We start from the raw sequence: 25,460 nt of genomic DNA on the forward strand, positions 1-25,460 counted from the left end.
AAATCCTCCCTTGTAAAAATTAATTTGAATAAACTTTATCCTTCTAACAATAAGCGAATAATATATTTTCGATAAATTATTCTAACCCTTATATTTATTGAAATAAATAAGTTTCTAATTGATAGTATCATGAATTAAATTCACTAATAACAACCTTATGTATAACTGTTAATAGTAAAAGTATTAATAGACATTTAGAATAATTGGCTAAAGGCTTTCTTTTAACGGAAATATGTTCGAGGCTTGACGTTTTATAATGCTGTAGAAAATATAAGGTTACTGCGGTTAGTTAACTTTAAGTATATATGAAATTATTGATTAAAAAATAAAAAAGGCACACCTAAATGCACCTTTTTTACTGATTATAAAGAGCATCAATAGTTGCTCTTTATTACGGTAAGTTTGATTACTTAATAACTTTAGCAACAACACCCGCACCAACAGTACGACCACCTTCACGAATCGCAAAACGTAAGCCGTCTGCCATTGCGATTGGGTGAATTAATGATACTGTCATTTTGATGTTATCTCCAGGCATTACCATCTCTACACCTTCTGGTAATTCGATAGTACCAGTTACGTCAGTTGTACGGAAGTAGAACTGTGGACGGTAACCTTTGAAGAATGGAGTGTGACGACCACCTTCATCTTTGCTTAAAATATACACTTCTGATTCAAAATCAGTATGTGGAGTGATTGAACCTGGTTTTGCAAGTACTTGACCACGTTCGATTTCTTCACGTTTTGTACCACGTAGTAATACACCAACGTTTTCACCTGCACGACCTTCGTCTAGCAATTTACGGAACATTTCAACACCAGTACAAGTTGTTTTAGTGGTTGGCTTGATACCAACAATTTCAACTTCTTCACCAACTTTGATTACACCGCGTTCAACACGACCAGTTACTACTGTACCACGTCCTGAAATTGAGAATACGTCTTCAATTGGTAATAGGAATGGTTTGTCGATATCACGCTCTGGCTCTGGAATGTAGCTATCTAATGCTTCTGCTAATTCAACAATTTTGTCTTCCCATGCTGCATCGCCTTCTAACGCTTTAAGCGCAGAACCACGAATTACTGGAGTATCATCACCTGGGAAATCATATTGAGATAGAAGTTCACGTACTTCCATTTCAACTAATTCTAATAATTCTTCGTCATCAACCATATCACATTTATTTAAGAATACGATGATGTAAGGAACACCTACTTGACGACCTAAAAGGATGTGTTCACGAGTTTGTGGCATAGGACCATCTGTTGCTGCTACTACTAAGATAGCACCGTCCATTTGTGCCGCACCAGTGATCATGTTTTTAACATAGTCAGCATGGCCTGGGCAGTCTACGTGTGCGTAGTGACGAGTTGGTGTATCGTATTCAACGTGTGAAGTGTTGATGGTGATACCACGTGCTTTTTCTTCTGGTGCGTTATCGATTTGATCGAATGCACGAGCTTGACCGCCGTATTTTTTAGCAAGTACAGAAGTAATTGCAGCAGTTAAAGTTGTTTTACCGTGGTCAACGTGGCCGATTGTACCAACGTTTAGATGGGGTTTTGTACGTTCAAATTTTTCTTTAGACATCTTAATGTTCCTTTATTAAATCACTTCCCTTAAGTGATTAAGGGAAGTGTTACTTTATTTAGATAAAATTATTTCGCTTTACGAGCTTCAATAATTGCGGTTGCAATATTTGTTGGTGCTTCATTGTACTTCAAGAACTCCATTGAGTAAGAAGCACGACCTTGAGTTTGTGAACGAAGGTCTGTTGCATAACCAAACATTTCTGAAAGTGGAACTTGTGCTTTAACAGTTTTACCTGTTGCAGTATCTTCCATTCCTTCGATCATACCACGACGACGGTTTAAGTCACCGATAACATCACCCATATAATCTTCTGGAGTTTCAACTTCGACTTTCATAATTGGTTCTAAAAGCACAGGTTTAGCTTTCATGAAGCCATCTTTAAATGCCATTGAACCAGCAATTTTAAATGCCATTTCTGATGAGTCAACATCATGGTAAGAACCATCAAAGATAGTGACTTCAACATCAACAATTGGGTAACCAGCAAGAACACCGTTTTTCATTTGTTCTTGACAGCCTTTATCAACCGCAGGGATGTATTCTTTAGGAACCACACCACCAACGATTTCGTTGTTGAATTTGTAGCCTTCGCCACCAGCTTCCAATGGTTTGATTTTTAACCATACATGACCGTATTGACCACGACCACCAGACTGACGAACAAATTTACCTTCTTGTTCTACTTCATTGCGAATTGTCTCACGGTAAGCAACTTGTGGTTTACCAACATTTGCTTCCACTTTAAATTCACGTTTCATACGGTCAACGATGATTTCTAAGTGAAGTTCACCCATACCAGAAATAATAGTTTGACCAGATTCTTCATCAGTGTGAACACGGAATGAAGGGTCTTCTTGTGCTAGTCGACCTAAAGCAAGGCCCATTTTTTCTTGGTCAGCTTTAGTTTTTGGTTCAACAGCAACCGAAATTACCGGCTCAGGGAATTCCATTCTTTCAAGAATAATTGGTGCACTTTCAGCACAAAGAGTATCCCCAGTTGTGACATCTTTAAGACCAATTGCAGCAGCAATATCGCCTGCGCGAACTTCTTTAATTTCTTCACGTTTGTTAGCATGCATCTGAACGATACGACCAAAACGTTCTTTCTTATCTTTCACAGAGTTAAGAACAGTATCACCAGAGTTAACAACACCAGAGTAAACACGGAAGAATGTTAAGTTACCAACAAATGGGTCTGTTGCAATTTTGAACGCTAATGATGAGAATGGCTCATCATCACTTGAGTGACGTTCAGCAGCTTCACCATTTGGTAATTCACCTTTGATTGCTGGTACATCAGTTGGCGCTGGTAAGTATTCAATAACAGCATCAAGCATGAATTGCACACCTTTGTTTTTAAAGGCACTACCACAAGTTACTAAGATGATTTCGTTGGCAAGTACGCGCTCACGCAATGCGGCTTTCACTTCTTGCTCAGTTAACTCTTCACCACCAAGGTATTTTTCCATCAACTCTTCACTTGCTTCAGCTGCAGTTTCTATTAAGAAAGAACGCCATTCTTCAACCTGGTCAACCATGTCAGCTGGCACATCTTCATAAGTAAATGTTACGCCTTGATCTGCATCATTCCAGTTAATTGCTTTACGTTTAAGTAAATCAACAACACCAGTAAATCCTTCTTCAGCACCGATTGGTAAAACTAAAGGAACTGGAACCGCTGCTAAACGAGTTTTGATTTGATCAACAACACGTAAGAAGTTAGCTCCCATACGGTCCATTTTGTTGACAAATGCAATACGTGGAACTTTATATTTGTTTGCTTGACGCCATACAGTTTCTGATTGAGGTTGCACACCACCAACCGCACAGTAAACCATTACTGCACCATCAAGAACACGCATAGAACGTTCAACTTCGATTGTAAAGTCAACGTGTCCAGGGGTGTCGATGATGTTGATACGGTGTGGTTCAAATTGTTGACCCATGCCAGACCAGAAAGCTGTTGTTGCTGCAGATGTGATAGTAATACCACGTTCTTGTTCTTGTTCCATCCAGTCCATGGTAGCTGCACCATCATGAACTTCACCAATTTTGTGACTAACGCCAGTATAAAACAAAATACGTTCAGTCGTTGTTGTTTTACCTGCGTCAATATGTGCACTGATACCGATGTTACGGTAGCGTGCTATAGGGGTTGTACGAGCCATATTAATCCTCTGTTTAGAATCGTTTGCTTAATAAAACATCATTTTGGTGACCGATAGCAGATAAGGGCTATCAGTCCAAATTCAAGTCACTTATACAATTATAAGTGCGAATATTACCAACGATAGTGTGCAAACGCTCTATTAGCTTCAGCCATACGATGAACATCTTCGCGTTTTTTCACAGCGGTACCTTTGTTTTCAAAAGCATCCATAAGTTCATTCGCTAGGCGTAAAGCCATTGATTTGTCGCCACGTTTACGTGCAGCATCTACAATCCAACGCATTGCAAGTGCATTACGACGAACTGGACGCACTTCAACAGGAACTTGGTATGTAGAACCACCAACGCGACGTGACTTAACTTCTACAGTTGGTCTTACGTTATCTAATGCAACTTCAAAAGCTGCTAAGTGGTCTTTTCCACTACGCTCAGCTAATTTATCAAGAGCTGAATATACGATTGATTCTGCGATAGATTTTTTACCATCTATCATTAAAATATTTACAAATTTCGCCAGTAACTCTGAACCGAACTTCGGATCAGGAAGAATTTTTCTTTGACCGACAACATGACGACGTGGCATTGGAATACTCCGTTTATATGTTATAAATTTTCAGGTTTACCCAAAACTCAAATGAGTTAAATGGAATTATATAGTTTGGCCTTACTTAACGGAGTTCCATTAAGCTTTAGGTCGTTTAACACCGTATTTTGAACGGCTTTGTTTACGATCTTTAACACCTGCGCAGTCTAATGCACCGCGAACAGTGTGGTAACGAACACCTGGTAAGTCTTTAACACGACCACCACGGATTAAAATTACACTATGTTCTTGTAGGTTATGACCTTCACCACCGATATAAGAAGTAACTTCAAAACCGTTGGTTAAACGTACACGACATACTTTACGTAATGCTGAGTTTGGTTTTTTCGGTGTAGTTGTGTAAACACGAGTACAAACACCGCGTTTTTGCGGGCATGCTTCAAGGGCAGGAACGTTGCTTTTTGCTTCCTTTAGTGCTCTTGGTTTGCGTACCAGCTGATTAATTGTTGCCATTAATAAGCTCCTGATTAATTAAAATAAATTTAAAATTGCTTTTTAGATACGTAATTAATAACTGTAGACCAAAACCTATGTGTATAAGTTTTGGGTCGCAAGATTCTAGACCCCAGAGGAGATAATGTCAAGTTTTTGCTATCAATAAGTGCTTGATCTTGGTATTAATTATTTATAGAAGATAGTCGTTATTTTTATAGAAAGACACTAGTATATCTGTTTATTTTTTGTTAAAAAAATCAACAGTCCCTATTGTATAGTATGTTTTTATTGTTATTAAAAACATTAAAATGTTATTAATTTTACATTTGAATAGTCCATAAATTATAAAACGCAATTCTTCCACATAACTCGGCAAATAAAACAATAATAAAAGCAACAGAGTAAATTATTGTTGATTGCTTAGATCGATAAATATTTACAAAAACTAAAACAAGTGCGAGTACTAATAATAGGCATTGAATTAACATCCAAATATATTGTTTTGGGGTAAGTTCAGGTGATACTGAGGTTATTAAATTAATATAAGGAATTTTTAATAACAGAATCGATATTACTCCAATAAAGAAAGAAATTATGCCAATTCGATATATCCCAAAAACTATTGCAACAATTCCTCCTAACACTAGCATAGAGGTATACATCTGAATGGCTGTGTAATAGGTATTCCAGGTTTTAACCGTTGGTAGCATATAAGTAAGAGCAATCATCCAAACAAAAATTAAACTAAAAAAGATCAACAATAAAGATAATATTTTAGAAAAATTGGGGATTTGATATATGCGTTGACAAAGTGAGTTGACCAATAGCCATTTTTTACCATCATTATGATAAGAAAAATAAGTTAGTAATACACATACTAATGTTATTCCAAACAAGAGACCAAAGGAAAAAATTTCATTGCTCATCGGCGAACGACCAATACCCCAAATAACATTAAGAGCCCGAAAAGGATGACCTAAATGTAGCGAAGCAATAAGCATTGCAACAGCCATTACAATCAGAGCCGCCATATTCATTTTATTTATCTTAATTAAACTGTATGAATAATGGCTTAAAGATGATATGCCACCAATCAGCACCATCCCAGCAGATAATTGACCGAGTACCGTAAAAAATACCAATGGTAATTCATGCATATAACTCATACCTCCTCAGGATTAAGTACTTTACCTAAGGTATCACCAGATGCTTTAGCATGTGCATGTGGTTTTATCACAATATTAGGTTTAGTCAGCTGTGAACTTGGTAGTGGTGCAATATTGCATTCATCACCATAACAGTGACGTAGTTTTTCAATTTCGTCAAAATCTAACGCACGCTGAGGGCAAGATTCAACGCATACTGGTTTTAAACCTTCGGCTACACGTTCATAACAGCCATCACATTTTGACATGACTTTCTTTTGATGATCAAATTGCGGTGCTCCATAAGGACAACGCATTTCGCAATATCGACAACCAATACAAACATCTTGATTAACAACCACTAAACCATCTTGCTTTCGTTTATGCATCGCACCTGTTGGGCAACCTTGTACACAAGTTGGTTCTTCACAATGATTACACGAGATAGATAAATAATAGGCAAAGGTATCGTTTTGCCACATATCATCAACCAACTGCCAAGTACCTCCACCATATTCATAAACACGGCGAAAATGAACACCTAAAGCATTGTCTTTCTCGTCTTTACAACTGAGTTGGCAGGTTTTGCAACCGGTACATTTTGAAGAATCAATATAAAATCCATATTGCATTTTTATTATCCGCTCTTTAATTTACGACGTTAATCCTGAAACCGATAATGGTTTAACTTCAACCAGATTGGTATGCTGCGGATTCGATTTTGCAAGTACTGTTGGGCGCAATGATGTTAACCGATTAATACATCCGCCAATATCAATCCCTATAGAATTGGTTTTTGCCCACATTCCTTGCGGAATCGCAATCACTCCTGGTAATATACGTGGCGTAACTTTAGCAGGAATATACAAACGACCACGATCGTTATAAACCTCGACCAATTGCCCATGCTTAATCTGCCTTTGCTCGGCATCGAATGGATTAATCCAAAGGCTGTTAGCAACAGCTTCACGCAATTGCGGTAAATTACTATAAGAGGAATGGCATTGCCCTTTAGTATGAAATCCAATAAGTTGCAACGGGTATTTTTTACGTTTTGGTTTATCTTCGCTCCCTTCGATAGCAGGCAAATATGCTGGAATTGGGTACAGAACATCTTCGGCATCAAGCTCCCATTTGTTGGCAATATTAGCTAATGCCTCTGAATAGATTTCTATTTTTCCCGACGGCGTGTTTAATGGGTTTTTAATAGGATCATCTCTAAAAGCTTTTAAACCAATTTGTTTATCACTATCGGCAAGCCTACGCTCAATTACTCCCATACCATCGGTATCAGCAAAAGGAGGTAAATTAGGTTCATTTTTTCGCAATTGCTCATAACAATATTCTATCCATTCATCTTGAGAACGACCTTCAGTAAATTTATCTTTTACGCCTAGCTTTTCAGAAAGATCGGTTAATACATCATAAGCTGCACGGTTTTCCCAAAGCGGATTAATTGTACGTTGCATACGAATTAAATAACTATACGCACCAGATGAATAAGAGTTATTAATCAAATCATTATTTTCAACTGATGAAACATCAGGCAGCAATAAATCAGCATATTTGGCTGATGCAGTCATATGCGTATCCCAAACAAGAATAAATTCACATTTAGATTCATCTTGTAAAATTTGGTGAGTAAGATTTAGATCTGAATGTTGATTGCCAATTACATTACCAGCATAATTCCAGATAAATTTAATACCTACATCCAACTTCTCCTTACCTTTGAGATAAGAATTTCTAGCTGTCATACTTGGCCCATCTTCAATTGCCTTCGTCCATAGAAAGAAAGGAATACTGGTTTTAACAGGATTTGGAAGGTTAAAACTAGGTATAGGATAAATAACACTCCCACCCCACGTCCCAATATTGGTACCAGGTTTACCAAATTGTCCTGTAATAATAGGTAGCATCATAATCGCACGTGCGGTATGTTCGCCATTTTGCCAGCGCTGTACACCATAACCTTGAGAAATCCATGCAGCTTTAGCGTTAACAATATCCAGTGCTAGCTTACGAATTTGTTCCGCAGGAATACCTGTCTTTTTAGCTGCCCATTCTGGTGTTTTAGGCGTTCTATCGTTACTCAATCCGAGAATATAAGATTTAAAATCACTAAAAGGCGGTGCACTGTCAGGCAATGACTCAGTGTTCCAACCAACACAATATTGATTGAGCATTGCATCATCAATACGATCTTCTTCAAGTAAAGCATAGCCAATAGCAGCAACTAACGCAGCATCGGTACCGGGAATTATCGGGATCCACTCAGCATTATACGCCACCACACTTTCGCTGCGACGGGGATCAATTATAATCACCCGGGCATTACTTTGTTCTAATGCATGAAAAAGCTCTGTAACTTGCCCTCCACCCGACATTCGGGTCTCGGCAATGTTATGTCCAAACATCACAACTAAATCAGAATGCTTTATCTGATCAAGTAAAGAATCCTTAGCATTACCAAAAATATAAGGGCGAATAGCTGAAATCTGCCCACTCGAATAATCGCCATGATAATTTAAAAAACCACCAATTGTACTTAAAAAACGCTTACATGCATTACGCCCAGAAAGATTAGCTCCTGTTGTACCTGAACCATATTGGTAATAAATTGCCTCATTGCCATACTGATTAATGGTATATTTAAGTTTATTGGCTAGTAGACTAATGGCTTGATCCCATGAAATACGTTTAAATTTACCCTCACCACGTTTACCAATGCGTAGCATAGGATACTTTAAACGTTCAGGATCATAAGTTCGCCAACGAACAGATCTACCACGAAGACAAGGGCGAATTTGATGCAAGCCAAAAACGGAATCATTAATCCCATCTTCTGATGATATTTTAGTAATAATATCGTTTTTGACATGAACTTTTAAAGGACAACGGCTACCACAGTTTACTAAACAAGCACTATAAACAATCTTTTCTTCATCTGTGGAATTAGTAAGGATTATCTTACTTCTAGCATTGGTGTTTGGCTCTGCATAGACAAAAGGCAATTGTATATTATTCGTTAGTACAGATACACCTGCTATAGTTAATGATTTTTGTAAAAAATTACGTCGGGTTATTTTATTCTGTAGTTTACTCACATTATTCCCTGATATAAATATGGGATTTGTTGATAATAATACTAAAAAAGAAATAAACAAACTAAAAACGAAAACTGTTTAAATTAATAAGAATCGAATGAAATGATGATTAAATAGATAGCTGTTAGAATTATATAAGATTAAACCCCATAAAGCGATTTCGGGGAAAACGCTTTATGAGTTTTTAACGGGTTATTCTAACCATAAAGTGTAAATAATCCAGTGTTTTCTAAAAGTCACTCATCCAAGTAAAACAAGCAACCCTGTCACTAGAAGGGTGATTGAATAGAAAATCTACATCACCAAATTGAGCGAAAACATTATATCTTTTACCCTGAGATTCATTAATTACCCAATAGTCGCCAAAATCCCAACCTGCATCACGATAATCATAAATAATTCCCCATTCATTAAACAATCCTCCAACCCATTTATTATTAGAAGAATTCCAATAACTAATTCTGCGTTGATACGTATTGCCTTGTCCTGGCACCCCAAAGTTCCAACCAAAACCATTTGCGTTTGTATAATCTTGTACTTCAGGGACAAAATACGTTTGTGGTGAAGAAAGATTTTTACAAAACGAAAGCGCATTATTGAAATTTTGACCTGTATCCCCTGATTTTACGATAAACCAATGCTCTATTTTAAATTGATAAATCAAGTTTTTTTTTGCTTTATCACTATAAAGTTCAAATCTTGCTGGGTGAAACGTTTTATTTATCGAATTCTGTGTTGGTCCTTTTAAGGTTATCCGAACAATATTACCCTCTAATGCATTATTTTCAGCTGACAATGATAGCGTAATCCCCTTACCTAATACTGGATTTACTTTATTGCCATTAATAGCAATCATTTGCCTTGCTGTCATACCTTCAAGTATTAATTTAAAATATAAATTATTTGCTCCAGTTGTAGGGAAATTCTTTGATGCATTGCCAAGGTCTTGTACTTTAAATCCATGATTTGGATCCCATTGTTCCTCTGGACCAGCATATTCGTTCGTACCATAGTTTAAATTAGGTTGAGCATAACACACCAAAGGTTTATTGATATTGGGTTTGATGTAATATGAGTGGCTAGCCCCAGAGAATTCACTTTCTCCTGGTATACCATACGTTGTCTGTAACCTAGTATCAGTTGCGGTTAATGTTAGTTTATAAGGTGCATTACAAATATTTAATGGCTTATTTGGTTGTTTTTTAACCTCATTAGTAATGTCTTTACCATTTTTGTCTTGCCATTTAATCGTTAATTGACCTGATGCACTGATGCTACCATCCCCGTCATCATCTCGACCATAAGCATTAACCAAATTAGTTAACGAAACTTTAGGATAATTTGAAATAGGCACTATGGTTTGAATATCGGCGAAAGTGTTGGTTATATTTGGCATTTCTATTGGGTTATTTGCATTTGAGGTATCTACCGTTGCATTTGGGTAAAGAGCGCTATTTATACCTGGTGGTATATAGCTACTATTCGGCAGTTTTATGCCTAACAACCCTTCAACGCTTTTTACCTTGGTTGCTCCACCATCAAACGTTAAATACGGCGCACTACCGCGTATTACTTTATTGGTCGTTGCTGATAAAGCGATTGCACTATTTGCAGGTAAAAGAAGATAAATACAAGTAAATAGAGTTAAACGTGAAGAGAAAAATTTTATAAGTGAAAGAAGGTGTTTACATGGAGGATAAAATAGCTGTACCTTACAATTAAAAAGTAACGATCTCAGAGAAATCAAATTTTTTGGTTGTTGAAAAGTATGATTAAATGACATTATACCATTACCTATTCTATTTTGTGAATTTACGATTATTTTAAAGAATTAAATATTTGAGTTATTATTGACCATTAATTAATGGTGTTTCTGTAGTATTAATGCACAAAATATCACCCATTAAGAGGATATTGATTTAATTTTAAACAAGAAATAGTATCATTTAAAGATAAAAAATATTAACTTTTGTTAAGATTCGTTAAGATTTGTTAAAGGTGTTGATTTTGTTATAAACTATATTGACAATATAAAACGAAAAATAAATACAACACTTGTTCTAGGTATTAAATTATCAACCGTAATTCACGATCAACAATACATTATGAATTTATTTGCACATAGAGATTTAGGTATAAAATTCAATTAAAGGACAGCGCCAATGATTCACTCTCAATAAGTTGTCCACCTTAATCATTATGATTAATTTATTATGATAAATATAGTTTAGCATTGCAAATCAAACGCCTTCACCATTGATCTTGGTCTTATTAAACAAAGATTGGTATAATAGCCGTCATTTATTCGAATAAATAGAAAAACTATGTCACAATCTACTTATAATGCCGTTGATATTGAAGTATTAAAAGGCCTTGATCCAGTTCGTCATCGACCAGGAATGTACACTGACACAAGCCGACCAAACCATTTAGGGCAAGAAGTCATTGATAACAGTGTTGATGAAGCTATCGCAGGTCATGCTCGTAAAGTTAAGGTTACCCTTTTTCAAGATAATTCACTAGAAGTTATCGACGATGGGCGAGGAATGCCGGTTGATATTCACCCTGAAGAAGGTGTACCAGCGATTGAATTATTGCTTTGTCGTTTACATGCTGGCGGAAAGTTCTCGAACAAAAATTACCAATTTTCAGGTGGTTTACACGGTGTAGGTATTTCGGTAGTCAATGCATTATCAAAACGTGTTGAAGTTACAGTTCATCGTGATGGACAAGTGTACGAAATAGCTTTTGAAAACGGTAATAAAGTTGAAGATCTGCATATTACGGGCACTTGTGGTCGTCGTAATACAGGTACCAAAGTTCATTTTTGGCCTGACGAAAAATATTTTGATTCGCCTAGATTTTCTGTCCCACGCTTATCACATCTACTAAAAGCTAAAGCGGTACTTTGCCCTGGCCTTGAAATTATTTTTAAAGATGAAATCAATAATACCGAACAACGTTGGTGTTATGAAGATGGCCTAAAAGATTATCTAATGGAATCTGTCAGCGGTTACTCTCTTTTACCTGAAACGCCTTTTACAGGTAATCATACTGGCGAAACAGAAGCTGTAGAATGGGCACTGCTTTGGATGCCAGAAGGTGGAGAATTATTAACTGAAAGTTACGTTAACTTAATCCCAACCGTACAAGGTGGCACCCATGTTAATGGTTTACGTCAAGGATTATTAGACGCAATGCGTGAGTTTTGTGAGTTTCGCAATTTGTTACCACGAGGATTAAAATTAACCGCCGATGATATATGGGAACGCTGTGCCTATGTTATTTCAGTCAAAATGCAAGAGCCTCAGTTTGCGGGTCAAACTAAAGAACGTTTATCATCGCGCCAAAGTGCGGCATTTGTTTCGGCTATTGTGAAAGATGCGTTTAGTCTTTGGTTGAATCAAAATGTACAAATAGCCGAATTACTAGCTGAAATGGTAATTTTATGTGCACAAAAACGCTTAAAAGCGTCCAAAAAAGTCATTCGAAAGAAATTAACCAGTGGTCCAGCATTACCAGGCAAATTGGCTGATTGCTCATCACAAGACTTAAGTCGTACTGAACTGTTTTTAGTGGAAGGCGATTCTGCGGGAGGTTCGGCTAAACAAGCGCGAGATCGTGAATATCAAGCCATTATGCCTCTTAAAGGCAAAATCTTAAATACATGGGAAGTCTCGTCCGATGAAGTACTCGGCTCACAAGAAATCCATGATATTTCTGTTGCTATCGGTATCGATCCAGATAGCGATGATTTAAGCCAATTACGTTATGGTAAAATCTGTATTTTAGCCGATGCTGACTCAGATGGACTACATATTGCAACATTACTTTGTGCTTTATTTGTTCGGCACTTTCGTACGATGGTTGAACATGGGCATGTCTTTGTTGCTATGCCGCCGCTTTACCGCATCGATTTAGGAAAAGAAGTTCATTACGCCTTAGATGAAGAAGAAAAAGAAGGCATTTTAGAACAGCTTAAACGTAAAAAAGGCAAGCCCAATGTGCAGCGCTTTAAAGGTCTAGGTGAAATGAATCCACTACAACTACGCGAAACAACAATGGATCCCAATACGCGTCGTTTAGTACAGCTTTCGCTTGATGATGCTGAGCAAACGATGGCATTAATGGATATGCTACTTGCTAAAAAACGCTCAGAAGATCGCCGCGAATGGTTACAAGAAAAAGGCGATCAAGTTGAACTTGATGTCTAACAAACAGAATGATTTAGAGGAACAATAATGAGTGAGATAACTCATGACGGAGTAGAAATCCAGTCGTTACGCACTTTTACCGAAAGTGCCTATTTAAACTACTCAATGTATGTCATTATGGATCGTGCCTTGCCATTTATTGGAGATGGCTTAAAACCAGTGCAACGACGCATTGTTTATGCTATGTCTGAATTAGGACTTAACGCACAAGCCAAATTTAAAAAATCTGCGCGTACCGTCGGGGATGTGCTTGGTAAATATCATCCTCATGGTGATAGTGCCTGTTATGAAGCGATGGTGCTCATGGCGCAACCATTTTCATATCGCTATCCATTAGTTGATGGGCAAGGTAACTGGGGGGCACCTGATGATCCTAAATCATTCGCCGCTATGCGTTACACTGAATCACGTTTGTCAAAATATGCCGAACTACTATTAGGTGAACTAGGACAAGGAACGGTTGATTATACGCCTAACTTTGATGGTACTTTACAAGAACCTAAAATGTTACCGGCTAGATTACCCAACATTTTATTAAATGGTACAACAGGTATCGCGGTCGGCATGGCAACTGATATACCGCCTCATAACCTTCGTGAAGTCGCGAATGCGGCAATTATGCTTGCTGATAACCCCAATGCGACGCTAAACGAAGTAATGGCTCACATACAAGGCCCCGATTTCCCAACAGAAGCTGAAATTATTACTTCACCAGAAGACATAGCGAAAATCTATAAAACGGGTCGTGGTTCAATCCGTATGCGTGCTGTCTGGAAGAAAGAAGAAGGTGATATTGTAATTACAGATCTGCCTCATCAAGTTTCGGGTGCTAAAATCTTAGAACAAATAGCTTCTCAGATGCGAGCCAAAAAACTACCTTTAATTGAAGATTTACGTGATGAGTCTGATCACGAAAATCCAACTCGTCTGGTCATTGTGCCACGTTCAAATCGAGTAGATTTAGAGCAAGTGATGAATCATCTATTTGCCACAACCGATCTCGAAAAAAGTTATCGGGTTAATATGAATATGATTGGGCTTGATAATCGCCCATCAGTAAAAGGCTTAGTTGAAATTCTTACTGAATGGTTAGAGTATCGAAAAAATACCGTCACTCGACGTTTAAATTACCGTTTAGATAAAATATTAAAACGACTCCATATTCTCGATGGCTTATTAATTGCTTTTTTAAATATTGATGAAGTTATCGAAATTATTCGTCACGAAGATGAACCTAAACAAGAATTAATTAATCGTTTTGCCTTAACTGAAATTCAAGCCGAAGCGATTTTAGAGTTAAAACTTCGCCACTTAGCCAAACTTGAAGAGATGCGCATTAAAGGCGAACAAAGTGAGCTTGCAAAAGAGCGTGATCATCTGCAAGCTTTGTTAGCTTCGCCTAAAAAATTGAGTAATTTAATTAAAAAAGAGCTAAAAGAGGATGCTGAAAAATATGGCGATGACCGTCGTTCTCCAATTGTTGAGCGCAGTGAAGCTAAAGCTATTAGTGAACAAGAGTTAACACCATCTGAACCTGTTACTGTCGTTTTATCTGAAATGGGTTGGGTAAGAACAGCAAAAGGTCATGATATTGATCCTGCTGGTTTAAGTTATAAATCTGGTGATAGTTTTAAAGCTGCCGCCAAAGGCAAAAGTAATCAACCTGTTATTTTCATCGATTCAACGGGACGTAGTTATGCTATAGAACCAAACACGTTACCATCAGCACGAAGTCAAGGCGAACCATTAACTGGTAAATTAGCACTACCCGCTGGTGCAACAGTTGAACATGTGCTCATGTCTCAAAATGATGATCAAAAATTATTACTTGCTTCAAGTGCTGGTTATGGATTTATTGGTAAATTTAGTGATTTGATTGCTCGCAATCGTAATGGTAAAGCAATTATTAATTTGCCTAAAGAATCTAAAATATTGCCACCAATTGAAATCACATCTGAAGATAGTTTACTACTATCAATCACCAAAGCAGGTCGAATGCTCATATTTCCTGTAAAAGATTTACCTGAACTTGCTAAAGGTAAAGGAAATAAAATAGTATCACTTTCAGGTGCTGATGACTGCCTTACTTATACTCTATTAATTACACAAGACACTTCAATAACGTTATATGTTGGTAAACGCAAACTTACATTATATCCTGCTGATTTACAAAAATTTAAGGCAGAGCGAGCACGAAAAGGTACACCATTACCGAGAGGTTTACAAAAGATAGATAAAATAGAGGTGAACGAATAATATGTCTTTTATCTGGGCAATAATTGCAGGCTTTGTTTTGAGCACTGTATTAAAAACAGGATGGGGATTTATTCTTGGGCTTTTTGTTGGGCCAATGCTTTACCGCATGTTTTGTAATAAATTGACCGAACAAAGAACACAAGCAAATCCAACACTTTATTTAACTGTTGTTTTTGAAGTTCTAGGTCACTTAAGTAAAGCTAAAGGGGTCGTTACACAAGATGATATTAATCTTGCCAGTCAATTTATGGATAGATTACAACTTGACCGAAACGGCCGAAAACTAGCACAAGATTCATTTAATAATGGTAAAGCAAGTGACTACCCACTAAGATCTCGTTTGGCTGAGCTATACGCACAATATCGTTTTCGACGTAATGTGTTAAATATTTTTTGTGAGCAATTGATCCAAGCCGCATTAGTTGATGGCGTTTTAGACGAAAAAGAACAACAAATTTTATTTATTGTGGCTGAAGAATTTAATATTCCACGTCAACAAATGGCAATATATATCCAAATGATGATGGGAAGTTATCACTTCCGTCAAAATGGCTATAGTAACCAATACGGACAACGAGACCAATACCAACGCAGTAATAATTATGGAAATTATCAAGGTCGCTCACCACAATCCGACCTACAAAATGCTTACAAAATTTTAGGTGTTGCAGCTACAGCTGAAATCTCAGAAATAAAAAGAGCTTATCGTAAATTAATGAATGAGCATCATCCTGATAAGTTAGTATCGAAAGGCTTACCGAAAGAGATGCTTGAAGCCGCCAAAAAACGTGCACAAGAGATTCAAGCGGCCTATGATCTTATCAAAGCATCACGTGGATTTAAGTAGAGACTATCATCATGATGCATTGGCGATCAATTTTACGAATTATCGGTTTATTAGTATCCCTATTATCGATATTCATGTTATTACCAGCACTTGTTGCATTAATCTATCGCGATGGGGCTGGTGCAATTTTTGTTCGCTCTTTTTTTGTTGCCTTAATTTTAGGAATTGCACTATGGTTTCCTAATCGTAATCATCGCCACGAGCTGAGCACACGTGAAGGCTTTTTTATCGTCGTACTATTTTGGGTTGTTCTAGGATCAATTGGCGCTTTTCCTTTTATTTTTGATACACATATTAATTTAAATTTAAATACTGCATTTTTTGAATCATTTTCAAGCTTAACCACAACAGGTGCCACCACAATTGTTAAGTTAGATCATCTACCTAAAGCTTTACTTTTCTATCGCCAATTATTGCAATGGCTTGGAGGGATGGGGATTATCGTGCTAGCTGTTGCTATCTTACCATTACTGGGGGTAGGGGGAATGCAACTTTATCGTGCCGAAATTCCCGGTCCGCAAAAAGACAGTAAAATGCGTCCACGTATTGCTGAAACAGCTAAAACACTTTGGTCAATTTATATTTTGCTAACAACGCTTTGTGCTATTTGTCTCTGGCTGGCTGGTATGAATGTATTTGATGCTGTGTCACATAGTTTCTCTACAATATCAATGGGAGGGTTTTCAACCCATGATGATAATTTAGCCTATTTTAATAGTCCGGTAATCAATTACATCGTCACCCTCTTTTTGATTTTATCCGGCTGTAATTTTGCGCTCCATTTTGCCGCACTAAGTGGCTTTTCGATTAAAGAGTACTGGCGTGATCAAGAGTTCAGAACATTTATATTTATTCTACTGATACTAGTTGCTATCTGCACAATTGTTATTTATTTCTATAAACCACACCGCCTGAGCATTGATAAAATTATCTTACAAGTGGTATCCATATCATCAACAGCAGGCTTTAGTGTCGATGATATCAACACATGGCCATCATCATTACCAATCTTTTTATTGTGCGCTTCATTTATTGGTGGTTGTGCGGGATCAACGGGTGGCGGTTTAAAAGTGGTTCGTGTGTTAATTTTGTTTATGCAAGGCTCACGTGAACTAAAGCGCCTTATTCATCCTAACGCTATTTATACTTTAAAATTAAATAATCGCGTGGTTTCTGAACGCATAATCGAAGCAATTTGGGGATTCTTTTCTGCATATACGTTGGTCTTTTTAGTTAGCTTATTTATTATTATGGCAACAGGCATTGATGCCACTGACTCTTTTTACATAGTAGCATCATCACTTAACAATTTAGGGGTTGGTCTTGGTAGTGTAAGTGATAATTTTGCTAGTGTCAGTGATATAGTAAAATGGGTAATGGTGGTTGACATGTTATTTGGGCGATTAGAAATATTTACCTTACTAGTTTTATTCACACCAACATTTTGGAAAAGCTAAATTTATACTGAAACACATAGTTACCTGAAAGTTTTTAACAGGATATGCAATTTTTATAAATATTTTATTGATTATTTGCTCAATTACAGACAGAATTACAACGCAGCATGTGCTGTATTTATTAGAGGTAATCACCTGACATATGGAATGGATCATGGATCCTACAATCTGGATTGGCTTATCCACTCTGGTTGTACTTGAAATCGTCCTTGGTATTGATAACATTGTTTTTATAGCCATTCTTGCCGAGAAACTTCCACCCCAACAACGAGATAAAGCCCGCGTTACCGGTCTTGCTTTTGCATTAATCACTCGAATTTTATTATTAATGTTTACGGGTTGGTTAGTCACACTCACTACACCGCTATTTTCGATATCCGAGATCAGTTTTAATGCCCGACAACTAATTATGCTAATTGGTGGTATATTCTTGCTATTTAAAGCTACCATGGAGCTCAATGAACGCCTTGAAGGCACATCAAATGAGGATGGTAAACCTAAAAAGACATCCCACTTCTGGACTGTCGTTGCTCAAATAGTTGTACTTGATGCAGTGTTCTCGCTTGATTCAGTTATTACAGCTGTTGGAATGGTTGAACATATCCCAGTGATGATTATTGCCGTTTGTATAGCAATAGGCATTATGATGGTTGCAAGCAAACCATTGGCTAATTTTGTCAATGCCCATCCAACCATTGTGATCCTATGCTTGAGCTTCTTATTAATGATAGGATTTAGTCTTGTTGCCGAAGGTTTTGATTTTATTATTCCAAAAGGTTACTTATATGCGGCGATCGGTTTCTCAATCATGATTGAATTTTTTAATCAATTAGCCATACTAAATCGCCGTAAAGCATTAAATAAAAAACCGCTACGAGAACGTACTGCCGAAGCTATTTTACATCTACTAAAAGGTGATGCTGAGGAAGATCCCGATACTCATAATATTGATATCGTATCTGATGCTAATAAAAAAGTATCAGTGTTTAATCATCAAGAACTCAGCATGGTTGAACGAGTACTTGGACTTGCACAGCGTTCGGTCAGTAGCATTATGACATCTCGACTTGATGTTGATATGGTCAATATTAATGACGATCGTGATGTTATAATAAAAGAAATCTTTGATAATCCTCATTCTCGTTTAGTTGTCACTGATAATGACTCAATTGATGAGCCTTTAGGCATTATCCAAGTTAATGACCTTTTAAAAGATGTACTACAAAGCAAAGCACCGATTGATATACACTCACTAATCAAACAACCTTTAATCTTTCCAGAAACCGTATCGTTACTGGTTGCATTAGAACAATTTAAAAAGGCCAAAACTCATTTTGCTTTTGTGGTTGATGAATTTGGTTCAATGCAAGGGGTTGTCTCGGTAACAGATATTATCGAAACCATTGCTGGTGATTTTCCAACAGAAGAAGAGGAAATTGATGCTAAACATGATATTCAATGTCTAGATGATAATAGCTGGATTGCTAATGGTTATATTCCAGTTGAAGAGCTAGTCCGTTTTGTACCAATACCGATCGATGATAAACGTGAATATCATACCCTAGCGGGGCTATTAATGGAAAAAGCTCAACATTTACTCAATGTTGGTGAAACCTTGCAAATTGGCGATTATTTATTTGAAGTAGCTGAAATAGAAAGTCATAGAATTCTTAAAGTAAAAATCACGTTAAATAAACCTGATTCTGTAGCATTATAATACAGCAAAGAGAAATAACTAGAATAACGCTTGACCAAAATAAATAACTAGCAATAATTGACGCTGAAAAATTTTTGTTTATTTGAAGGTGTGGAGTAAATACTCCTCATCTTTTTTATTTTTCCCCTTTAGTAAAAAAATAGGTAAAACTGTTTATAAACTTTTACTCTTACTTATCAATTTAAATTAGGCCTAAACTTATGAAGTCAATATTCGAAAAAACCTTTCAATTGAAAGAGAAAAAAACAACTATCGGTACTGAAATTATCGCTGGTTGTACTACCTTTTTAACAATGGTTTATATCATCTTCGTGAATCCTTCCATCTTATCAGCAACAGGTATGGATACTTCTGCTGTTTTTGTTCTAACTTGTATCGTAACAGCCTTTGCTACCATTTTAATGGGGCTATTTGCCAATTTACCAATTGCATTAGCACCTGCCATGGGGCTTAACGTCTTTTTTGCCTATGGCATATGTGGGGCAATGGGCTATTCTTGGCAAATTGGTATGGGAGCGATATTTTGGGGTTCTTTAATCTTTTTTGCGTTATCACTATTTAAAGTTCGTCACTGGTTAATTGAACATATTCCACAATGTTTGCGTGTAGGTATTAGTGCAGGTATTGGACTATTTATTGCTTTTATGGGATTTCAAAATATGGGCATTGTAGTCGCTTCTCCTTCCACACTATTAACTATGGGGAATATCTTATCGCTTAAAGTCCTATTAGGATCACTAGGTTTTTTTATCATTGTTATTTTAGCGGCTCGTAACTTTCATGCAGCAGTATTAATTTCAATTTTAGTTGTAACTTTATTAGCACTATGGCTCGATCCAAATATCAGTTACCAAGGTATTATATCTATGCCACCAAGTGTAACTAGCGTTGTTGGTCATGTAGATTTAGCTGGCTCGCTTAATATCGGTATCATGGGCGTTATTTTTTCAATAATGATTGTCAGCTTATTCGACTCATCAGGCACTATTTTAGCACTAACAGATAAAGCAGGCATTAGTGACGAAAAAGGTCGATTCCCCAAAATGCGTCAAGCGCTGTTAATTGATAGTTTTAGCTCCTCTTTAGGTGGATTATTTGGTACATCATCAGTGTTAACCTATATTGAAAGTTCCGCAGGTATCTCTGTGGGTGGTCGAACAGGATTAACCGCAGTAGTAGTTGGACTATTATTCTTATTGGTAGCCTTTTTCTCGCCACTGGCACATTTAGTACCTACCTATGCAACATCAGGCGCACTTATCTTTGTTGGGATCTTAATGGTTTCAAGCTTAGTTAAAGTTAACTGGTCTGACTTAACAGAGGCAACACCAGCTTTTATTACAGCAATTATGATGCCATTTGCCTTTGCAATTACTGAAGGGGTTGCACTAGGTTTTATCTCTTATGTAGTGTTAAAAACCTTTACTGGCAAATTTAAACAATTAAATCTTTGTGTAATAATTTTTGCTTTACTATTTGCTTTAAAATTTATTTTTATTGATCATCATTAAAAATGACTCCCCATCGTTACTTACGATGGGGAAATTTTTCAAGAAATTAACGCATTGGATACTTATGGTTAATATAAAGGATCAACTCCATTTAGCTCTCTAATGATGAAATTTCCTGTTTTTCCAACGTCTAGTGTTGTTTTTAGCCATGGCAAAATTGTATGCATTTGTTCGTGTAATTTCCATGGTGGGTTAATTACTATCATCCCTGATGCTGTCATGCCTTTTTGGTTATTATCAGGCTTTATTGCCAGCTCAAATTGTGAAATTCGTTTTATGCCTAAGTTAACAATATTATCAATCATTTTTTGAGTTTGTGTACGAGATACCACAGGATACCAAATTAAGTAAACACCTGTTGCAAAACGTTTATATGCTTCAAATAATGCTGTAGGGATTTTTTGATAATCGTCTTTAATTTCATAAGAAGGATCAATCAATATTATTCCACGACGAGATAGTGGAGGTAACTTTGATTTTAATTGGGAAAATCCATCTTCACGTAAAACTTTTGTTCGTTTATCTTTACTAAATTCTTGTTTTAATAAAGGGTAATCAGTTGGGTGTAACTCTGTAAGGTTGAGCTTGTCTTGTTCACGTAATAATTGCTTCGCAATTAATGGTGAACCAGGATAATATTTTATTTCCTCAAAAGGATTATAGCGTCTTAGTACCGATATGTATGTATTAAGCAATTCAGGAATATTAGATTGTTGCCATAGTAAATTAATTCCTGATAAATATTCACCCGTTTTTTCTGCATGCTCACTTCTTAATAGATATCGTCCTGCCCCCGAGTGTGTATCTAAATATAAAAAAGGCTTTTCTTTTTCCTTTAATGATTCAATACATAACGTTAAAACAATATGTTTTAATACATCTGCATGATTTCCTGCATGGTAACTGTGGCGGTAGCTTAGCATAGGGAATCTACTCTCTTTTTTTCATTTTTTTGCATATAAAAGGTTATTAAGGATAAACAAAGAAGACAAGGAATTTCCATTAATTCTTCAATGAGATCTTTTCGCTCTTTTGTTATAACTAGAAATTCATGTCCAATACGGCGATGTTCTGCAATATCAGCTATACCTAAGAATAAAAAAGCAAAGAATATATGCCAAAATGGTATTTTTTCGTATTTGTAGCGACGAGCAATTTCTCGGCGAATCGTGAGTAAAAATATACTTAGTATTGGGAGCGCTATTAATATACTCGCAATGATTTTATAATAGAAACGAGGTACCTCAGGGAAAAAGTCTCTTCCCCAACTAATTCCTCGACCAAAAATCATAAACCACCAGAAAATTGTCCAAATCCAAAATCTATAAAGCTCAGAATGTTCAGATACTCGTTTTGCATAATAATAGGTATAACAGCACATAAATAATAAGAAGAGAGATTGAATATGTTCAATCACTACAACCGTCATTCCATTGCATAAAGGTATAAACCAATTTCCCGTAATATAAAGGATAATGCCAAGAGTGATAATTAATAACGAACTTTTGTAAAAATGAAAATCTAACTTACACATATAATATCTTAGTACTAAATGGCACTTTTAAGTTTGAGTATAGTACCGCATTTACGACATAAATAACTAGTTTTATTATTTTGAATTTTGTTGTGTCTTATTGAGGTTAATTGATGTTGTTGACAACTGCAGTAGTATAAATAAGTATTGCGTTGAATAGGAAAACGGTGAGTTGTTGCAGGGATTTTTCCTAATATTTCTGACATAATATATTGCCATTCTTTACCATGTGGTTTTACTTTGCCAAACTCTTTAAAGACAATGAGATGTGCTAATTCGTGAGGCACAACTTCCTCAATAAATTGAGTACCATTATCTAGCAACATAATCGAATTAAGTTGAATTTCCCAACGTGTTAAAAAGGCACTACCAGCAATACTGCCTTTGGGTTTATAAATGATCTTAGGCTCTTTATATTGGGAATGTAGACGTTGATTGGCTTGCATTAAGTGAGTTCTTAAACAAGCCATAGTTTGATTATGTAAATAAATTGGTATGCGTTTATAGTCCTGCTGCATCACGTAGTAGTGCCGCTTTATCAGTTTTTTCCCAAGGGAATATATCTCGACCAAAATGACCGTAACTTGCAGTTTGTTGATAGATCGGTTGAATTAGCTCAAGCATTTGGATCAATCCATAAGGTCTTAAATCAAAGAATTCTTTAATAAGCGATACAATTTTATCGTGATGGATTTTTTCTGTGCCGAAAGTATTGACATAGATTGATGTAGGATTGGCAATACCAATTGCATAAGATATTTGTAATTCACATCTGTCAGCAAGTCCTGCAGCAACAATATTCTTTGCAACATAGCGTGCGGCATAAGCTGCTGAGCGGTCAACTTTTGAAGGATCTTTTCCAGAAAAGGCACCTCCACCATGATGAGCTGCTCCACCGTACGTATCGACAATGATTTTGCGTCCAGTTAATCCACAGTCTCCCATAGGGCCACCAATAACAAAACGTCCAGTTGGATTAATAAAGTATTTTGTTCTAGGTGTTAACCATTCGGCTGGCAATGTTGGTTTAATGATTTCTTCCATGACGGCTTCATGTAATGCTTTTTGCTCAATACCTTCTGAATGCTGAGTTGATAGAACGATTGTATCAACACCTTTTATCTGACCGTCTTGGTAAATTAATGTTACTTGGCTTTTTGCATCAGGTCTTAACCAAGGAAGTGTACCATTTTTTCTAACTTCTGCTTGGCGGCGCATTAAGTCATGAGCGTAGCTTATAGCAGCAGGCATTAGATTTGGCATTTCATTTGTAGCATAACCAAACATAATACCTTGGTCACCAGCACCTTGCTCTAGAGGATCGTTTCGATCAACTCCTTGATTGATATCCGGAGATTGTTTACCAATAGCATTAAGCACAGCACATGAATTTGCGTCAAATCCCATTTCTGAACTGGTATATCCAATATCATTAATTGTTTTTCGAGTTAATTCTTCGATGTCTACCCAAGCTGAAGTAGTGATTTCACCACCAACTAAGGCCATACCGGTTTTTACATATGTTTCGCAAGCAACACGTGCTTTCGGATCTTGTTTTAAAATTGCATCAAGTACAGCATCAGATATCTGATCGGCAATTTTATCTGGATGACCTTCTGAAACAGATTCTGAAGTAAATAGAAACTCTGACATAGAATACCCCCTTAACTTATTCTTGCACAATATTCGAAATATAATATTTAGCTTTAGTAAGTATTTATTTTAGCAGTTTTACCGTCTAGACGTCTAGTTTATAATTTATGGAACTAAATGCAACATTAGCTTGGGTAAAATACTTGCATTAATTTTTAATCAATTTACGATATGATGCGTTTCTAATTTATTATTTAATATCCTATAGCTAAAATGAATATCGTAAAACAATCTCCTTCAGTGTTAATATTTGATTCAGGTATTGGTGGTTTATCTGTTTATAATGAAATTTACAATAAAATACCTAATGCACACTATATCTATGTATTCGATAATGAGATGTTCCCTTATGGTGATAAATCATCAGAGTTTTTAATTAATAGAGTGAACTCTGTCATTGAGGCTGTTACTAAATTTTATCCAATTGATTTAGCAGTTATTGCTTGTAATACAGCTAGTACTATCTGTTTACCTAGTTTGCGCGCTAAATTTTCTTTCCCTATTATTGGTGTTGTACCAGCGATTAAACCAGCTAGCTTACTTACTAAAAATAAATGTATAGGATTATTAGCAACAAAGGCAACAGTTGAAAGAACTTATATAACCGATTTAATACAGCAATTTGCTTCGCATTGTACTGTTAAAATGTTAGGTTTATCGGAATTAGCACTTATAGCCGAAAATAAATTACAAGGCATTAATGTAGATATGAAACAGTTAAAAGAACTAATGCAACCTTGGCTTGGGTTACAAACAATCCCTGATACAATAATACTAGGTTGTACGCATTATCCTTTTATTAAGACAGAATTACAGACGCTTTTTCCTCAGGCGAGCCTAATAGATTCAGGTTATGCGATTGCGACAAGAGTCTGTAATTTACTAAATGATAAATATAATCTGGATCAAATAATTTCTTCTGCGTCCGAAAATATTGTATTAAGCACAGTTTATACTCAGCCTGTAGAAAATTTGATTAAAAAATTATCTGATTACAATCTTAATAAATATCAAAACATTAAAGTTAAGTGAGATTAAAACTTGCGCGACCAGATGGCTATTTTATCTTTTTTGCTTGCTAAAAAAAAAGAAGCCCCTATAATGCGCACCCACTGACACGCAGTCAGCGACAAGCAGACGGAAAGTTAGTGATTAAGTGAGATCAAAAATTTTAAAAAAAGATCTTGACGAATAAAAAAGGTTGGCGTAGTATACGC

Annotated in this window: 19 protein-coding genes; 7 read left to right on the forward strand and 12 right to left on the reverse strand. The window is 36.3% G+C overall.

Translation table 11 applies throughout. The features are described 5' to 3' along the window. Positions 1–406 precede the first annotated feature (406 nt). The 8 genes from tuf to GYW75_RS10830 form a co-directional block, all read right to left on the reverse strand. Positions 407–1,591 (reverse strand): elongation factor Tu, encoded by a 1,185-nt coding sequence (tuf, locus tag GYW75_RS10795; RefSeq protein ID WP_065610821.1) that lies wholly within the window; start codon positions 1,589–1,591, stop codon positions 407–409. A gap of 68 nt (positions 1,592–1,659) precedes the next feature. Next, positions 1,660–3,762, reverse strand: a complete 2,103-nt coding sequence (fusA, locus tag GYW75_RS10800; RefSeq protein ID WP_065590403.1) for an elongation factor G — start codon at positions 3,760–3,762, stop codon at positions 1,660–1,662. Positions 3,763–3,875: 113 nt separating this feature from the next. Next, positions 3,876–4,346: a 30S ribosomal protein S7 gene (rpsG, locus tag GYW75_RS10805; protein ID WP_034915550.1), complete on the reverse strand. Its 471-nt coding sequence runs from the start codon at positions 4,344–4,346 to the stop codon at positions 3,876–3,878. Between the two features lie 99 nt (positions 4,347–4,445). Then, entirely contained in the window at positions 4,446–4,820 is a 375-nt protein-coding gene (gene rpsL, locus GYW75_RS10810; RefSeq protein WP_034883792.1) for a 30S ribosomal protein S12, read from the reverse strand. A 302-nt stretch (positions 4,821–5,122) separates the two neighbouring features. Continuing rightward, on the reverse strand, positions 5,123–5,968 hold the full coding sequence (locus tag GYW75_RS10815) for a dimethyl sulfoxide reductase anchor subunit family protein (RefSeq protein ID WP_174799354.1): 846 nt from the start codon (positions 5,966–5,968) through the stop codon (positions 5,123–5,125). Further along, positions 5,965–6,579 (reverse strand): DMSO/selenate family reductase complex B subunit, encoded by a 615-nt coding sequence (locus GYW75_RS10820; protein ID WP_174799355.1) that lies wholly within the window; start codon positions 6,577–6,579, stop codon positions 5,965–5,967. Before GYW75_RS10820 ends, GYW75_RS10815 begins: the two co-directional genes overlap by 4 nt. 21 nt (positions 6,580–6,600) lie before the next feature. Further along, positions 6,601–9,054, reverse strand: coding sequence for a DMSO/selenate family reductase complex A subunit (locus GYW75_RS10825; RefSeq protein WP_174799356.1), 2,454 nt, complete (start codon positions 9,052–9,054; stop codon positions 6,601–6,603). 229 nt (positions 9,055–9,283) lie between these two features. Further along, complete coding sequence (locus GYW75_RS10830) at positions 9,284–10,837, reverse strand: hypothetical protein (protein ID WP_174799357.1); 1,554 nt, start codon at positions 10,835–10,837, stop codon at positions 9,284–9,286. 541 nt (positions 10,838–11,378) lie between these two features. Here GYW75_RS10830 and parE point away from each other — a divergent pair. The 6 genes from parE (at position 11,379) to GYW75_RS10860 (ending at position 21,056) form a co-directional block, all read left to right on the forward strand. Beyond that, a complete protein-coding gene (gene parE, locus GYW75_RS10835) occupies positions 11,379–13,268 on the forward strand; it encodes a DNA topoisomerase IV subunit B (protein ID WP_174799358.1) in 1,890 nt (629 codons plus the stop codon). 27 nt (positions 13,269–13,295) lie between these two features. Further along, on the forward strand, positions 13,296–15,524 hold the full coding sequence (gene parC / locus GYW75_RS10840) for a DNA topoisomerase IV subunit A (protein ID WP_085165643.1): 2,229 nt from the start codon (positions 13,296–13,298) through the stop codon (positions 15,522–15,524). Between the two features lies 1 nt (position 15,525). Then, entirely contained in the window at positions 15,526–16,371 is an 846-nt protein-coding gene (gene djlA / locus GYW75_RS10845) for a co-chaperone DjlA (protein ID WP_085165641.1), read from the forward strand. Between the two features lie 14 nt (positions 16,372–16,385). Beyond that, on the forward strand, positions 16,386–17,828 hold the full coding sequence (locus GYW75_RS10850; RefSeq protein WP_065561201.1) for a TrkH family potassium uptake protein: 1,443 nt from the start codon (positions 16,386–16,388) through the stop codon (positions 17,826–17,828). Between the two features lie 142 nt (positions 17,829–17,970). Continuing rightward, on the forward strand, positions 17,971–19,545 hold the full coding sequence (locus GYW75_RS10855) for a TerC family protein (protein WP_034913350.1): 1,575 nt from the start codon (positions 17,971–17,973) through the stop codon (positions 19,543–19,545). 200 nt (positions 19,546–19,745) lie between these two features. Then, positions 19,746–21,056, forward strand: a complete 1,311-nt coding sequence (locus tag GYW75_RS10860; RefSeq protein WP_065610808.1) for an NCS2 family permease — start codon at positions 19,746–19,748, stop codon at positions 21,054–21,056. A gap of 68 nt (positions 21,057–21,124) precedes the next feature. On the opposite strand, the gene GYW75_RS10865 is transcribed toward GYW75_RS10860, so the two are convergent. The 4 genes from GYW75_RS10865 to metK are packed head-to-tail and all read right to left on the reverse strand — an operon-like array spanning position 21,125 to position 24,243. Further along, positions 21,125–21,979 carry a 23S rRNA (adenine(2030)-N(6))-methyltransferase RlmJ gene (locus GYW75_RS10865; RefSeq protein WP_174799359.1) on the reverse strand — a complete coding sequence of 285 codons (855 nt, stop codon included), beginning with the start codon at positions 21,977–21,979 and terminating at the stop codon, positions 21,125–21,127. Next, positions 21,973–22,590, reverse strand: a complete 618-nt coding sequence (locus GYW75_RS10870; protein WP_174799360.1) for a hypothetical protein — start codon at positions 22,588–22,590, stop codon at positions 21,973–21,975. Before GYW75_RS10870 ends, GYW75_RS10865 begins: the two co-directional genes overlap by 7 nt. Positions 22,591–22,604: 14 nt before the next feature. Then, positions 22,605–23,108, reverse strand: a complete 504-nt coding sequence (locus GYW75_RS10875; RefSeq protein ID WP_034913345.1) for a SprT family zinc-dependent metalloprotease — start codon at positions 23,106–23,108, stop codon at positions 22,605–22,607. Further along, positions 23,092–24,243 carry a methionine adenosyltransferase gene (metK, locus tag GYW75_RS10880; RefSeq protein WP_065590413.1) on the reverse strand — a complete coding sequence of 384 codons (1,152 nt, stop codon included), beginning with the start codon at positions 24,241–24,243 and terminating at the stop codon, positions 23,092–23,094. The genes GYW75_RS10875 and metK overlap by 17 nt, the downstream gene beginning before the upstream one ends. 213 nt (positions 24,244–24,456) lie before the next feature. Between metK and murI the strand changes: the two genes are divergently transcribed. After that, the gene (murI, locus tag GYW75_RS10885) at positions 24,457–25,275 is read left to right on the forward strand and encodes a glutamate racemase (protein WP_174799361.1); all 819 of its coding nucleotides are present in this window, start codon (positions 24,457–24,459) and stop codon (positions 25,273–25,275) included. Positions 25,276–25,460: the final 185 nt, after the last annotated feature.

This window comes from Gilliamella sp. ESL0232 (assembly GCF_013346885.1).
GTDB lineage: Bacteria > Pseudomonadota > Gammaproteobacteria > Enterobacterales > Orbaceae > Gilliamella > Gilliamella bombi.

Bases quoted from the DNA above. Each gene is read 5' to 3' on its own strand.
- GYW75_RS10875 (WP_034913345.1), bottom strand. From the start codon at position 23,108: ATGCAGCAGGACTATAAACGCATACCAATTTATTTACATAATCAAACT.
- GYW75_RS10870 (WP_174799360.1), bottom strand. From the start codon at position 22,590: ATGTGTAAGTTAGATTTTCATTTTTACAAAAGTTCGTTATTAATTATC.
- GYW75_RS10850 (WP_065561201.1), top strand. From the start codon at position 16,386: ATGCATTGGCGATCAATTTTACGAATTATCGGTTTATTAGTATCCCTA.
- GYW75_RS10865 (WP_174799359.1), bottom strand. From the start codon at position 21,979: ATGCTAAGCTACCGCCACAGTTACCATGCAGGAAATCATGCAGATGTA.
- metK (WP_065590413.1), bottom strand. From the start codon at position 24,243: ATGTCAGAGTTTCTATTTACTTCAGAATCTGTTTCAGAAGGTCATCCA.
- GYW75_RS10830 (WP_174799357.1), bottom strand. From the start codon at position 10,837: ATGTCATTTAATCATACTTTTCAACAACCAAAAAATTTGATTTCTCTG.
- GYW75_RS10855 (WP_034913350.1), top strand. From the start codon at position 17,971: ATGGAATGGATCATGGATCCTACAATCTGGATTGGCTTATCCACTCTG.
- tuf (WP_065610821.1), bottom strand. From the start codon at position 1,591: ATGTCTAAAGAAAAATTTGAACGTACAAAACCCCATCTAAACGTTGGT.
- parE (WP_174799358.1), top strand. From the start codon at position 11,379: ATGTCACAATCTACTTATAATGCCGTTGATATTGAAGTATTAAAAGGC.
- rpsL (WP_034883792.1), bottom strand. From the start codon at position 4,820: ATGGCAACAATTAATCAGCTGGTACGCAAACCAAGAGCACTAAAGGAA.
- parC (WP_085165643.1), top strand. From the start codon at position 13,296: ATGAGTGAGATAACTCATGACGGAGTAGAAATCCAGTCGTTACGCACT.
- GYW75_RS10815 (WP_174799354.1), bottom strand. From the start codon at position 5,968: ATGAGTTATATGCATGAATTACCATTGGTATTTTTTACGGTACTCGGT.
- rpsG (WP_034915550.1), bottom strand. From the start codon at position 4,346: ATGCCACGTCGTCATGTTGTCGGTCAAAGAAAAATTCTTCCTGATCCG.
- murI (WP_174799361.1), top strand. From the start codon at position 24,457: ATGAATATCGTAAAACAATCTCCTTCAGTGTTAATATTTGATTCAGGT.
- djlA (WP_085165641.1), top strand. From the start codon at position 15,526: ATGTCTTTTATCTGGGCAATAATTGCAGGCTTTGTTTTGAGCACTGTA.
- GYW75_RS10820 (WP_174799355.1), bottom strand. From the start codon at position 6,579: ATGCAATATGGATTTTATATTGATTCTTCAAAATGTACCGGTTGCAAA.
- fusA (WP_065590403.1), bottom strand. From the start codon at position 3,762: ATGGCTCGTACAACCCCTATAGCACGCTACCGTAACATCGGTATCAGT.
- GYW75_RS10860 (WP_065610808.1), top strand. From the start codon at position 19,746: ATGAAGTCAATATTCGAAAAAACCTTTCAATTGAAAGAGAAAAAAACA.